This window comes from uncultured Escherichia sp. (assembly GCF_948475835.1).
Taxonomy (GTDB): domain Bacteria; phylum Pseudomonadota; class Gammaproteobacteria; order Enterobacterales; family Enterobacteriaceae; genus ECMA0423.
On the sequence record NZ_CAOLGM010000110.1, the window covers coordinates 2277 to 16507 of the forward strand.

The 14231-nt window shown below is 49.7% G+C and carries 11 protein-coding genes and 4 pseudogenes (1 of these 15 only partly in view); 9 read left to right on the forward strand and 6 right to left on the reverse strand.

What is annotated here, in order from left to right; genetic code table 11:
- From lsrC to tam, 6 genes and pseudogenes are all read left to right on the forward strand, one after another.
- Positions 1-654 (forward strand): annotated as a pseudogene (gene lsrC / locus QZF50_RS18200) (autoinducer 2 ABC transporter permease LsrC); it begins 380 nt to the left of the window's first position.
- Entirely contained in the window at positions 654-1646 is a 993-nt protein-coding gene (lsrD, locus tag QZF50_RS18205) for an autoinducer 2 ABC transporter permease LsrD (protein ID WP_001222721.1), read from the forward strand. The pseudogene lsrC and the gene lsrD overlap by 1 nt, the downstream one beginning before the upstream one ends.
- An 11-nt stretch (positions 1647-1657) precedes the next feature.
- Complete coding sequence (gene lsrB, locus QZF50_RS18210; RefSeq protein ID WP_000172475.1) at positions 1658-2680, forward strand: autoinducer 2 ABC transporter substrate-binding protein LsrB; 1023 nt, start codon at positions 1658-1660, stop codon at positions 2678-2680.
- 26 nt (positions 2681-2706) lie between these two features.
- Positions 2707-3582, forward strand: coding sequence for a 3-hydroxy-5-phosphonooxypentane-2,4-dione thiolase (lsrF, locus tag QZF50_RS18215; protein ID WP_000774189.1), 876 nt, complete (start codon positions 2707-2709; stop codon positions 3580-3582).
- A gap of 23 nt (positions 3583-3605) precedes the next feature.
- Positions 3606-3896 (forward strand): (4S)-4-hydroxy-5-phosphonooxypentane-2,3-dione isomerase, encoded by a 291-nt coding sequence (lsrG, locus tag QZF50_RS18220; RefSeq protein ID WP_000558520.1) that lies wholly within the window; start codon positions 3606-3608, stop codon positions 3894-3896.
- A gap of 56 nt (positions 3897-3952) precedes the next feature.
- Positions 3953-4711 (forward strand): trans-aconitate 2-methyltransferase, encoded by a 759-nt coding sequence (gene tam, locus QZF50_RS18225; RefSeq protein WP_001286565.1) that lies wholly within the window; start codon positions 3953-3955, stop codon positions 4709-4711.
- A gap of 3 nt (positions 4712-4714) precedes the next feature.
- Here the strand turns inward: tam and QZF50_RS18230 are convergent, their stop codons facing one another.
- The 6 genes and pseudogenes from QZF50_RS18230 to sad form a co-directional block, all read right to left on the reverse strand.
- A complete protein-coding gene (locus tag QZF50_RS18230) occupies positions 4715-5629 on the reverse strand; it encodes a bestrophin family protein (protein ID WP_000637082.1) in 915 nt (304 codons plus the stop codon).
- 206 nt (positions 5630-5835) lie between these two features.
- Positions 5836-7287, reverse strand: coding sequence for a tagaturonate reductase (gene uxaB, locus QZF50_RS18235; protein ID WP_000854624.1), 1452 nt, complete (start codon positions 7285-7287; stop codon positions 5836-5838).
- A gap of 226 nt (positions 7288-7513) precedes the next feature.
- Positions 7514-8932, reverse strand: coding sequence for a diguanylate cyclase (locus QZF50_RS18240; RefSeq protein ID WP_000558044.1), 1419 nt, complete (start codon positions 8930-8932; stop codon positions 7514-7516).
- 137 nt (positions 8933-9069) lie between these two features.
- Positions 9070-9429 (reverse strand): DUF4186 domain-containing protein, encoded by a 360-nt coding sequence (locus tag QZF50_RS18245; RefSeq protein WP_001191027.1) that lies wholly within the window; start codon positions 9427-9429, stop codon positions 9070-9072.
- Complete coding sequence (gene glsB / locus QZF50_RS18250) at positions 9429-10355, reverse strand: glutaminase B (protein WP_000257428.1); 927 nt, start codon at positions 10353-10355, stop codon at positions 9429-9431. Before glsB ends, QZF50_RS18245 begins: the two co-directional genes overlap by 1 nt.
- A 63-nt stretch (positions 10356-10418) precedes the next feature.
- Positions 10419-11760, reverse strand: a pseudogene (gene sad, locus QZF50_RS18255) (succinate-semialdehyde dehydrogenase).
- 100 nt (positions 11761-11860) lie between these two features.
- On the opposite strand from sad, the gene QZF50_RS18260 reads away from it, so the two are divergent.
- The 3 genes and pseudogenes from QZF50_RS18260 to QZF50_RS18270 all read left to right on the forward strand — a co-directional run.
- Positions 11861-12742: a LysR family transcriptional regulator gene (locus QZF50_RS18260; protein ID WP_000366496.1), complete on the forward strand. Its 882-nt coding sequence runs from the start codon at positions 11861-11863 to the stop codon at positions 12740-12742.
- 77 nt (positions 12743-12819) lie between these two features.
- Positions 12820-13934 (forward strand): annotated as a pseudogene (gene yneK, locus QZF50_RS18265) (putative protein YneK).
- Positions 13935-14083: 149 nt separating this feature from the next.
- Positions 14084-14231: pseudogene (locus tag QZF50_RS18270) on the forward strand (sugar MFS transporter); the annotation flags it as partial.

The following is a 14231-nucleotide window of genomic DNA, read 5'->3' on the forward strand; positions in this document are numbered from 1 at the left end:
GGGTTGTACAGAGGCATCATGTTGCTGTGGACTGGCGGTAAATGGATTGAAGGGTTACCCGCCGAACTGAAACAGCTCTCCGCACCGCTGCTGTTTGGCGTTTCCGCGATTGGTTGGTTGACGATAATTCTGGTGGCATTTATGGCCTGGCTGCTGGCAAAGACGGCGTTTGGACGCAGTTTTTATGCCACGGGCGATAATTTACAGGGCGCTCGTCAACTGGGTGTTCGTACGGAAGCCATTCGCATTGTGGCATTTTCGTTGAACGGCTGCATGGCGGCACTGGCGGGAATTGTGTTTGCTTCGCAGATTGGTTTTATCCCCAACCAGACCGGTACCGGGCTGGAGATGAAAGCAATTGCAGCCTGCGTGCTGGGCGGCATTAGTTTGCTCGGCGGTTCCGGTGCGATCATCGGTGCGGTACTCGGCGCATGGTTCCTGACGCAGATCGATAGCGTACTGGTGCTGTTGCGCATTCCGGCATGGTGGAACGATTTTATCGCGGGCCTCGTGCTGCTGGCGGTGCTGGTGTTTGATGGACGCCTGCGTTGTGCACTGGAACGTAATCTACGGCGGCAAAAATATGCCCGCTTTATGACGCCACCGCCATCCGTTAAACCCGCTTCGTCAGGTAAAAAACGGGAGGCCGCATAATGCGTATTCGCTACGGTTGGGAACTGGCTCTTGCCGCACTGCTCGTTATTGAGATTGTCGCATTTGGTGCAATTAACCCGCGAATGTTAGATCTCAATATGTTGCTGTTCAGCACCAGTGACTTTATCTGCATTGGCATTGTCGCCCTACCGCTGACGATGGTGATTGTCAGTGGCGGGATCGATATTTCGTTTGGTTCGACCATCGGCCTCTGCGCCATTGCATTGGGCGTACTGTTTCAAAGTGGTGTGCCGATGCCGCTGGCGATACTCCTGACCTTACTGCTCGGCGCATTGTGCGGGCTGATCAACGCCGGATTAATTATCTATACCAAAGTTAACCCGCTGGTGATTACGCTTGGCACGCTGTATCTGTTTGCCGGAAGCGCTCTGCTGCTTTCCGGTATGGCCGGAGCGACGGGGTACGAAGGTATTGGTGGATTCCCGATGGCGTTTACAGATTTCGCTAACCTGGATGTGCTGGGACTCCCCGTTCCGCTGATTATCTTCCTGATATGTCTCCTCGTTTTCTGGCTCTGGCTGCATAAAACCCATGCCGGACGTAATGTGTTTTTGATTGGGCAAAGCCCGCGCGTGGCGCTTTATAGCGCGATTCCAGTTAACCGCACCTTATGTGCGCTCTATGCCATGACGGGGCTGGCGTCTGCGGTCGCCGCTGTGCTGCTGGTATCGTATTTTGGTTCAGCACGTTCCGATCTCGGTGCGTCGTTTCTGATGCCCGCCATCACCGCCGTGGTGCTTGGCGGTGCCAATATTTATGGTGGTTCCGGTTCCATTATCGGCACCGCCATTGCGGTTTTATTAGTGGGATATTTGCAACAAGGTTTGCAAATGGCAGGAGTGCCAAATCAGGTGTCCAGCGCCCTTTCCGGTGCGCTACTTATCGTCGTTGTCGTAGGTCGTTCCGTTAGCCTGCATCGCCAGCAAATTAAAGAGTGGCTGGCGCGTCGGGCCAATAACCCATTGCCATAAAGGATATCTTCATGACACTTCATCGCTTTAAGAAAATCGCCTTACTTAGCGCTCTTGGCATTGCCGCAATCTCTATGAATGTGCAGGCCGCAGAGCGTATTGCATTTATTCCCAAACTGGTTGGCGTGGGATTTTTTACCAGCGGTGGCAACGGCGCACAACAAGCGGGTAAAGAGCTGAGCGTTGATGTGACCTACGACGGGCCGACAGAACCCAGTGTTTCTGGTCAGGTACAGTTGATTAATAACTTCGTCAATCAAGGTTATAACGCCATTATCGTTTCTGCGGTTTCGCCTGATGGCTTGTGTCCGGCACTGAAACGCGCCATGCAACGTGGTGTGAGAGTGCTGACCTGGGACTCTGATACTAAACCGGAGTGCCGCTCTTACTACATTAATCAGGGAACGCCCGCCCAGTTGGGAGGTATATTGGTGGATATGGCGGCGCGTCAGGTGAATAAAGACAAAGCCAAAGTCGCGTTTTTCTACTCAAGCCCCACCGTTACGGACCAAAACCAGTGGGTGAAAGAAGCGAAAGCGAAAATCGCCAAAGAGCATCCTGGCTGGGAAATTGTCACTACGCAGTTTGGCTATAACGATGCCACTAAATCATTACAAACCGCAGAAGGAATATTAAAAGCGTATAGCGATCTCGACGCCATTATCGCCCCCGACGCCAACGCCCTGCCCGCTGCCGCACAAGCCGCAGAAAACCTGAAAAATGACAAAGTTGCGATTGTCGGATTCAGTACGCCAAACGTGATGCGTCCATATGTGGAACGCGGCACGGTGAAAGAATTTGGCCTGTGGGATGTGGTTCAGCAAGGCAAAATTTCAGTGTATGTCGCGGATGCATTATTGAAAAAAGGATCAATGAAAACGGGCGACAAGCTGGATATCCAGGGCGTAGGTCAGGTGGAAGTCTCGCCAAACAGCGTTCAGGGCTATGACTACGAAGCGGATGGTAATGGCATCGTACTGTTACCGGAGCGCGTGATATTCAACAAAGAGAATATCGGCAAATACGATTTCTGATGTGCATTACTTAACCGGAGTAAGTTATGGCAGATTTAGACGATATTAAAGATGGTAAAGATTTTCGTACCGATCAACCGCAACAAAATATCCCTTTTACCCTGAAAGGTTGCGGTGCGCTGGATTGGGGAATGCAGTCACGCTTATCGCGGATATTTAATCCGAAAACGGGTAATACCGTGATGCTGGCCTTTGATCATGGTTATTTTCAGGGGCCGACTACCGGACTTGAACGCATTGATATAAATATCGCCCCGCTGTTTGAACATGCCGATGTATTAATGTGTACGCGCGGCATTTTGCGCAGCGTAGTTCCCCCAGCGACCAATAAGCCGGTGGTACTGCGGGCGTCAGGTGCGAACTCTATTCTGGCGGAATTAAGTAATGAAGCCGTGGCGTTATCGATGGATGATGCCGTGCGCCTGAACAGTTGCGCGGTGGCGGCGCAGGTTTATATCGGCAGCGAATATGAACATCAGTCGATCAAAAATATTATTCAGCTGGTTGATGCCGGAATGAAAGTGGGAATGCCGACCATGGCCGTGACTGGCGTGGGCAAAGATATGGTGCGCGATCAGCGTTATTTCTCGCTCGCGACTCGAATCGCCGCTGAAATGGGGGCGCAAATTATCAAAACCTATTATGTCGAAAAAGGTTTTGAACGGATTGTTGCCGGATGTCCGGTACCCATTGTTATTGCTGGCGGTAAAAAATTACCGGAGCGCGAGGCGCTGGAAATGTGCTGGCAGGCTATCGATCAGGGCGCTTCTGGTGTGGATATGGGGCGTAATATTTTCCAGTCTGACCATCCGGTGGCGATGATGAAAGCCGTACAGGCGGTGGTTCACCATAACGAAACGGCTGATCGGGCATATGAACTCTATCTGAGTGAAAAACAGTAACTGCGGATTTAAGGAGAAGAATTATGCACGTCACACTGGTTGAAATTAACGTTCATGAAGACAAGATTGACGAGTTTATCGAAGTTTTTCGCCAGAACCACCTGGGCTCTGTACAGGAAGAAGGCAATTTGCGCTTCGATGTCTTACAGGACCCAGAAGTGAATTCGCGCTTTTATATTTACGAAGCCTATAAAGATGAAGACGCAGTGGCATTCCATAAAACCACGCCTCACTACAAAACCTGTGTCGCGAAACTGGAATCTTTAATGACCGGGCCGCGTAAAAAACGTCTGTTCAATGGGTTGATGCCGTGAGGCGAATTTATCATTTTTATCTACAATTGGGGTAACGCGCTGACGGGAGTAAAAATATGTCTGACTGGAACCCCTCTTTATATCTGCACTTTGCCGCTGAAAGATCGCGTCCGGCGGTGGAGCTGCTTGCCAGAGTGCCGCTGGAGAATATCAAATACGTTGCCGATCTTGGCTGTGGCCCAGGTAACAGCACCGCCCTGCTGCATCAACGTTGGCCTGCGGCCAGGATAACAGGCATCGACTCGTCTCCGGCGATGATTGCTGAAGCGCGCAGTGCTTTGCCAGACTGCCAGTTCGTGGAAGCAGACATCCGCAACTGGCAACCGGAACAGGCACTCGATCTGATTTTTGCTAATGCCTCACTGCAATGGCTGCCCGACCACTACGAATTGTTTCCTCATCTGGTTTCTTTACTTAATCCGCAGGGCGTGCTGGCAGTACAGATGCCAGATAACTGGCTGGAGCCGACCCATGTGCTCATGCGCGAAGTTGCCTGGGAACAAAACTACCCGGATCGCGGGCGTGAGCCGTTGGCTGGCGTTCATGCTTACTACGATATTTTGAGCGAAGCCGGATGTGAGGTCGATATCTGGCGAACCACCTACTATCACCAGATGCCGTCACACCAGGCGATTATCGATTGGGTGACTGCCACTGGATTACGTCCGTGGTTACAGGATCTGATCGAGAGCGAACAGCAGCTTTTTCTTAAGCGCTACCATCAGATGCTGGAAGAGCAGTATCCACTGCAAGAGAACGGACAGATACTGCTGGCATTTCCGCGTCTTTTTATTGTTGCCCGGCGTATGGAGTAAATATCACGTCAGCTGGTAATGACGATCGGGAAGAATTTTTGCTGGAATTTCGGCTTCATCGTTCATCTGTAACAGGTCAATTTCAATAGCGTTGCAGATGGCATCCAGCGGTAAATCATTGTTTTCAGTACCGAACGGATCTTCCAGTTCTTCCGCCAGACAATCCAGCGAAATAAAAGTGTAGGAAATCAGCACAGAGATAAAAGGCGTCATGTAATGCAGGTCCACGACCAGCGCGAACGGCAGCATGATACAAAACAGATAAACGGTACGATGCAAAATCAGGGTGTAGGCAAAGGGAATTGGCGTATAGGCAATGCGCTCGCATCCTGCCAGGACCGCTGAAATATCATTAAGCCGATCGTTGAGGCTAATAAACAGGATATCTGAAAGCTGCCCATTGCGGCGCTGAACCGCCAACCACTCCCCCATTATTAACAAGATACGGTTAGCTGGAGAGTTCGAAGCCAGTACAGGCTGAAGATCTTCAGTCTTGAGATAATGAGCCAGCACTTCCGCCTGTGGCTGTTTGCGTAATGTCATGCGTAAACAGTGGGCGAAGGCGATTTGCAACCGGGCAAACTCCCTTACACTTGCCGAATCCGGCAATGTCGTTTTTACCTCGCGCAGTAACGACCGTGAGGCAATCATCAACTGCCCCCAAAGTTTTCGCGCTTCAACGTAACGGGCGTACCCGGCATTATTACGAAAACCAAGAAAAATGGCGATGGCGACACCGAGAATGCTGAACGGTGCGAGGGTGAATTTGATGCCCAGATGCGTGTACCAGGGCAGCATGAAAATAACAGCGATAGAAAAGAGAAAATTGAGTAGTAAGCGCGATGATATCTTGGATAATACTGAGCCGTGCCAGACAAAAATACGGCGCAGCCAGTGTTGTTGTGGACGAACAATCATGGTTATCTTCAGGCGTGAAAAAGTCGCCCTATTAAACGTGATTACGATCACATTCTCAAGACGCTACTTACAAATTACCTACAAGCTTACAACATTAACAGGCGCTGCATGTGGCATCTGTTAATGATAAAGGCACATAGGATGTTGTAACTAATATAGTGAAATAAGAAACCCGGTCGAAACCGGGTTCAGAAGTAACGGTGTTATTAGCACAACGGACGTACAGCTTCGCGCATCCCTTTTTCAAGAATCGCATCCAGGTCATTAGCAACCTGCTCGACCAGACCAGGCACTTGCGTCAGGTCCTGCTCCCAGTGGTCTTTTTCTGCCAACACAATCGCTACCAGTTCCTGGGTACCGATAACACGGTCACGATGCTGGCTCCAGAGTTGCTGATAACGTTCCAGCCAGTGTGCATCGTCCTGTACCGGATATGTTTCTCCGTTACGCTCACCACGATAGAAGGCAATCAATGCCGCTAATGCGAAAGTAAGGCGCGCCGGAAGTGTGCCTTTTGCCTTCTGCCCTGCCAGCAGCTGCGGCAGGATGCGAGTGCGGAACTTGGTCATACCGTTGAGCGCGATAGACAGCAGCTGATGCTTAATGTACGGGTTACGGAAACGCCCGGTGACTGCACTGGCGAAAGATTCCAGTTCATCACGAGGCAAATCCAGTACCGGAATAATTTCTTCGTAGATAGCTTTTTCAACGAATGCGCAAATTTCAGCATCGTTCATCGCTTCACCTACGGTATCCAGCCCTGCCTGGAACGCCACCGGCACCAGCGCGGTGTGCGCACCGTTGAGGATTGCCACTTTGCGTTCTTTGTACGGTTTAATATCGTCAACAATCAGCACGTTGAGCGGATATTTGTCCAGACGCAGTTCAGTCGCTAAGGATTTCGGCCCCTGAATCACAAACAGGTAAAAGTGTTCAGCGGTGTCGAGGAAACCATCGTGATAACCCAGTTCTTCTTCCAGTTTAGCCACTTCATCGCGCGGATAACCGGTAACGATACGGTCCACCAGCGTAGAACAGAAGCTGTTAGCCTGATCCAACCATTGAATAAATGCTTCTGGCAGTGCCCACTCTTGAGCATAGCGCAGCACCAGTTCACGCAACGCGTCGCCATTGTAGTCGATCAACTCACACGGGATGATGATCCAACCTTTATCCAGCGCACCGTTGAAATGGCTAAAACGTTCGAACAGCAGACGGGTCAGTTTTGCGGGATAGCTTACCGCTGGCGCGTCATCGAATTTATCGCCCGCATGGTAGCTGATACCCGCTTCGGTGGTGTTAGAGAAAACAAAGCGCATTTCCGGATTGTGCGCCAGTTTCAGGAATTCATCGTATTCACTGTAGACGCTGATTTCACGATTAACAGAGCGAATCAGACGCGCGTCGCTGACCGCTTCCCCCTTCTCATTCAGGCCACGGATAATGGTGGTGTACAGACCATCCTGCGTGCTCAGTGACGGCGGGAATGAAGTTTCAATCGGACGAACAACGACCACGCCAGAATTCAGATCGGTGTGCTCATTCAGGAGATCGATTTGCCAGTCAACAAAGGCGCGCAGGAAGTTACCTTCACCAAACTGAATGATACGTTCTGGATACTGTGCACCGGGAAAATCGCGACGATTTAGTGTTTTCACAATGGGTTCCCTTCTGATTAGTCATACAACCTGTTTGAATTGGTACGACAGGTTAGCAAACTTTAATACGCCGAACCCCTGTTTTGATCAACTCCTGATGATTAATGAGCAGTTTTATGAGAAAAGTGTGGCGCGGATCATGGTTTAATCGAGGAAATACGCCTTTTCCTGGATCATAAAGTGGTAGAACACATTGCATTCAAATCGCGCGGAATGAATAAAGATGTCAGACAACTTCCTCACCGTAACGCATAGTGCTGGTACGGTTGCGCCCATCTTTCTTCGAGCGATACAGACACGTATCGGCTTCGACCATCAATTTATTAAAATCATCGGTCAGCGTTCGGTACGATGCGCGACCACTACCGACGCCAATACTTACCGTGAGATAAAGCGTTTTTTGTTGCCAGGTGAATGGTTGCAGTTCAACGCCTTTACGGATTTTTTCCGCCATTAGCAGACCATCGACAGGATTCACCGACGGCACTGCAACAGCAAATTCTTCGCCGCCCATGCGCGCCACCAGCCCCTTATCACCGACAATCTTCTGAATATGCCGGGCAAACACGCTTAACACTTTATCGCCACATTCATGTCCATAGTTATCGTTAATGCTTTTGAAATAGTCAATATCAAGCAGCATGACCGTCAGATGTTGTGTCTGTTTCAGCGATGGACTTTTCAGCGCCTCATAAAGACCGGACCGTGAGTAAACCTGAGTCAGAAAATCAAAGTCGGCTCGCAGCGCAACTTGCTTCATTAGCGAATTGATCGCTGCCACGCTAAAAGAAACCATAATTGGGCATATCGCCATCGTGGCAATACCGAGACGTGCGGAGAACATTTCCGGAATGGAGAACGGCGAACCGACCGAGATATCAATCACCGAATTTGCCACCAGTACGATTTCCACCGCACCGGTGACAAAGGTCAACAGACATGTTACCTGCGGCGTATAGCGCACTGCACACCAGATTAATGCAGGCAGCGGGAACGCCAGACTCCCCGCTCCGCCAATGACTACCGAGGCAATAACCGACACAATAAGCGCGATGGCGGGCATCATCTGTTCTGCTTTAAAGCGCGGCAGCACTCCAGGAATAGCCAACGTCAGCATACAAGGCACGATCAACACGCCCGTTGAGAATTGCTCACTGAACCAGTCCGCAAGCAAAGGCCAGAAATCCAGACTATCAATACTGACCGAACCAATCGCCCCGACAATAGCGCATAATAATGCGGCAATCAGACAGTAATTAAATAGCCGTAAGGCACTTACTGGCTCATACTTATTTTTCCCCAGACGCTTATCCCGCACGACCAGTAAGGCGACGGTAACAATAAACATCATATTGGAGAAATTGATAACCAGTGAAACCAGTCCCCATTCGGTGGTTATGGCATCATAAACCAGCATCGCCACATAACTGATCGCATAGTAATGCAGTCGATTAAGCCAGACATAGCGGGCAAACACCCCCGCCATTACGCCATTCAGCGGCCAGAAAAGAGAAAGTTCGTGAACCAGCCGTAACTCTGCACCAATAAAATAGAACAGCGTGGTTAGCGCAAAAATAGCGATGCTATTACGTAGCAGATGACCTTCCTGGAACAAACGGAAAGTTGAAATGGGGTGTACATGCATTAATTATCTGTCCATACAATTGCGGGTGGCAATTATCTCAACGTAATAAGTAAATTCACATAAAGGATAGCATGTTCGCTAACAGCGGCGGCAAATAAAGGTACCCTGGGAATGCTATTTATCGTTTTCCGCAATTCTCATGGCTGATTCATCTGTACAACCAGCCAGTGATAGATTACCGCCACGATATAACGTTGTTGTTCTTCGCTTAACGAAACACCCTGCGGAATGTTATGCCACTTAGCCAGACAACCGCGACAGCAGGTCGCGGTGGCGTGCTGAGCGATAAACACCGGATGCCCGCGCATGGGGGTTTGCTTACCGTCATTAGCCGGTAATGCCGGAGCAAGACGTTTAGCGACAAAATCCGCCGCATGTTGTTCGATGACTGGCGCGCCTTTCTCCAGGCAATACTGACGCTCTTTCATGCCCAGACGAAAGCGAGAGCGAAATTTTGAACGGGATAAACGCGCGAAGAGTGGATCGAGAGACTGCATTAATAAACCGAACGCCCTAACTGTTTCGTCAATTGTTCAAGGACGGCGATACCCGCAAGCGAGTTACCTGCATCATCCAGTTCCGGACTCCAGACTGCGATGGCCATTTCATGCGGAACAATCGCCACAATACCGCCACCAACGCCAGATTTCGCCGGTAGCCCCACCCGCCAGGCAAACTCCCCCGCGTTCTGGTACATACCACTGGTCGCCATCAGCGCGTTAATTTGCCGCGCCTGCATTGGCGTCACCACAGGTTCATCAATATGAATAGCTTTCCCCTGATTAGCCAGAAAGACAAACGTCCGGGCCAGCTCTACACAGCTCATTTTCAGAGCGCAGTAATGAAAGTAGTTTTGCAGAACGGTTGTCACATCATGATGGAAATTGCCAAACGACTTCATCAGCCAGGCGATAGCCGCATTTCGCGCGGAATGTTCAAATTCGGAACGCGCTACCACCGTATCGTATGAAATATCAGACACACCGCTTAAGCCGCGCACGACTTCCAGCATACGTTGCCGTGGTGCGCTTAATCGCCCTTGCAACATATCGCAAACCACCAGCGCACCAGCATTAATAAACGGATTACGCGGAATACCCTGCTCCATTTCCAGTTGCACTAAAGAATTGAACGGTGATCCAGACGGGTCTTTGCCGACGCGTTGCCAGATTTCCTCTTCGGAGTAATGACGCATGGCGACAACGAGACTCAGCACTTTGGAAATAGACTGAATGGAAAAACGTTCTTGCGCGTCTCCGGCCTGAAAAAGCTGTCCGTCAACGGTACAGATAGCAATGCCCAATCGGGAACCGTCTACTGTAGCCAGCGCCGGAATATAATCCGCGACTTTACCCTGACCAATGAGCGGCCGCACTTGCCGCAAGATGTTTCCTAAAATTGCATTATCCATGGCGACTGCCACTTTCTACTCCTGGACCGCAGGTCTGAAAAGACCTGCGAGTATATCAGAGCTGAATATGTCGCGTCAGATCCGGTCTTTCCACACCGTCTGGATATTACAGAATTCGTGTAAGCCGAAATGGGAAAGCTCACGACCAAAGCCACTCTTTTTCACGCCACCAAAGGCCACTCGCGCGTCGCTGGCACAATAACCATTGATAAACACCCCACCGCATTCCAGACGTGCCGCCATCTGTCTGGCCTGTGTTTCGTCGGTGGTAAAAATGGTCGCTGAAAGGCCGAACTCACTATCATTAGCCAGTTCCAGCGCATGTTCTGCATCTTTCGCAACGGTGATTGCCGCAACAGGGCCAAACATTTCTTCCCGAAACGCGGTCATTTCTGGGGTAACATTCGCCAGAACCGTTGGCGGATAGTAGTTACCTGCCCCAGCCATCTTTTCCCCGCCCAGTAACAAACGCGCACCCTGCGCCAGGGTTTTCTCCACCTGATGATGCAGCTCATCACGTAAATCAAAACGAGCCATTGGTCCGAGAGCGTTCTCTTCATCACGGGGATCGCCCATTTTCAAGGCTGCCGCAGCTGCCACAAAACGTTCGGTAAATGCAGAAGCAATTCCCTCTTCGATAATAAAGCGTTTTGCCGCTGCACAAACCTGTCCGGTATTCTGATAACGTCCGGCTACCGCCGCTTTAACCGCCCAGTTCCAGTACGCATTTTTTCAGTGCCGCTCCAGCCTGTGCGCCAATAGCCGCTCCCGCACGAACACTTCCGGTCACCGTGACAGCAGCAATGCGCGAATCTTTAATCATTTGACTGACACCGTCGTTGTCGGCATTCAGCCAGCCATATACGCCTTGCGGGATTCCCGCATCTTTAAACACCTGGGCAATGAGCTGAGCACAGCCCATCACATTCGGCGCATGTTTAAGTAAGTAGCCGTTACCTGCAAGAATGATGGGAACCGCGCCACGCATCACCTGCCATAACGGAAAGTTCCACGGCATAATCGCCAGAATCGTCCCCAACGGTCGATACTCAATAACTGCCTGCTGATTTTCCACCAGCGTAGGTTCCGCCTTCAGCATTGCCGGACCATGTTCTGCATACCAGTCACACAAATTCGCCGATTTCGCCACTTCAGCGCGCGCCTGATTGATTGGTTTGCCCATTTCACGGGTGATCATTTGCGCCATTTCTTCGCTACGGGCGCGCAGAGCCTTACCGATACCACGCAGTTTTTCAGCACGATAATCTATATTTGTCTCGCGCCAGTCGCGAAAGCCTGCTGCCGCCAGCTGAAGTGCGTTTTCGATATCGTTAGCGCCAGCCCAAGGCAGCACAGAAAGTTGTTCACCCGTGGCAGGATTTATTGAAATTGCATGAGTTGCCGGAGTAATGGTCATCGGGGTATCTCCTTTATGAGTCATGGTATGAAGATACGCAGATTTACTCTTGCTTTAAAATGAATAATATTAAGCCACTTATTCACGAATCGAGAATGTTATGGATCTGACCCAACTGGAGATGTTCAACGCGGTTGCCGAAGCTGGCAGCATTACCCAGGCTGCAGCAAAAGTGCATCGCGTACCGTCGAATCTCACTACCCGTCTACGCCAGCTGGAAACAGAACTGGGGGTAGATCTGTTTATTCGCGAGAATCAGCGTTTACGTCTCTCTCCTGCCGGGCATAACTTTTTACGCTATAGCCAACAAATTCTCGCGTTAGTGGATGAAGCGCGGAGCGTTGTCGCTGGCGATGAGCCGCAAGGTTTATTTTCTCTTGGTTCGCTGGAAAGCACCGCAGCAGTGCGCATTCCGGCCACGCTGGCGGAATTCAACCATCGTTATCCCAAAATTCAGTTTTCACTTTCCACCGGCCCTTCCGGCACTATGCTGGAAGGAGTGCTGGAGGGAAAACTGAATGCGGCATTTATTGATGGGCCCATTAACCATACTGCCATTGACGGGATACCGGTATACCGCGAGGAGCTGATGATCGTCACGCCACAAGGTCATGCGCCAGTAATCCGCGCCAGTCAGGTTAACGGCAGTAACATTTATGCCTTCCGCGCCAATTGTTCGTATCGTCGCCACTTCGAGAGCTGGTTTCATGCTGACGGTGCCGCTCCGGGAACTATTCACGAGATGGAGTCGTATCACGGGATGTTGGCCTGTGTGGTCGCAGGAGCAGGCATTGCGCTTATTCCACGCTCTATGCTGGAAAGTATGCCGGGGCATCACCAGGTTGAAGCGTGGCCGTTAGCTGAGCAATGGCGTTGGTTAACAACCTGGCTGGTCTGGCGTCGCGGTGCGAAAACGCGTCCGCTTGAGGCATTTATTCAACTACTGGATGTGCCTGACTCGGCAAAACAGGGTTACCAATGAGCTATTTTTGATAGTTCTTGCAGCTCAAATGCCCTATATAGTGATGTTCCGATGACTTATGACTATATGGGGCAAATATGGTTACGCCAGTAAGCATCAGTAATTACATATCTCTTCCTGATGATTTTCCCGTACGTAATATTGCACCTCAGGTAAAAGAAGTTTTAAAGGACTTTATTGATGCGCTAAGTACAATAATATGTGATGAAGAGTGGCGCACGTCTTTAAACATCAACTCAGCCACAAAAAAGATATTTAATAACCTTGATAACTTATCATATATTCAGAGGACTTCTTTTCGGGGTAACGACACGCTATACAATGAAAAGGTTCAGTTTAAACTCACTTATCCAGTCAAGAATGGAAGACACAAAGAAAATATTGAATTTCAGGTAGTAATAAATTTAAGCCCTATTTATTTAGATAATTTTCGCCATGATGGAGAAATTAATATTTTTGCGCTCCCAACCCAAAGCCTGTCACTATGGGGCGCGTATTTCAGACCGGCGTCGAGCGTGTGCTATTTCTGTTTCTGAATGATTTTATTGAACAATTTCCAATGATCAACCTTGGCGTTCCCATTAAAAGAGCGCATACACCACATATTGAACCCCTGCCTCCGGATCGCCATACCGCTGCAGATTACTTACGCCAGTTTGATTTGCTTGTCCTGAATTTTATCTCTCGCGGTAATTTTGTCATACTCCCCCGATTATGGAGTAACTCTGAGGTTCACAGATGGTTCGTCAATAAAGATCCTAACTTGATCACCGCCATTCTCGACATAACAGACGGCGAATTAAAAGAGGATTTATTGCAAAGCCTGATGGATTCATTAGGTTCTAACAAACATGTACTACCCGAAGTCTGCATCTGCTTTTTATCCCTTTTAGCAGAACAAGAATCTCCTCATTTTCAGGACTTTTTTTTATTTTTCGCCAATATGTTATTGCACTATCACCAATTTATGAATCCCAATGAAAGTGATCTGAATGACGTGTTGATGCCAGCATCATTAAGTGATGATAAAATTATCAAACATATGGCGCGCAGGACCCTCAAACTGTTTGTAAAAAATGAAACGCCGCCAAAAGTTACTCACGAAGACCTGGTGAAAAACAGGCCTCGCTCCCCTGTCAGACCACCTATACCCGCAACCTCCAAAACGCCAGACCTCCCTGAACGTCATTAAACCGTGATGTTACCGACTCTCTGACGCGTGAAAGAATCAGCGTCAGAGAAACGGAAAACGCGATCCAGATCACAAATGCATTGTATTCACATCATTAACCGTTTTAAGATCATTTCATCACTTTTTCGCAACTCACCCGATAATCTGTTATGACAACAAACACTGTTTCCCGCAAAGTGGCGTGGCTACGGGTCGTTACGCTGGCAGTCGCCGCCTTCATCTTCAACACCACCGAATTTGTCCCTGTTGGCCTGCTCTCTGACATTGCGCAAAGTTTTCACATGCAAACCGCTCAGG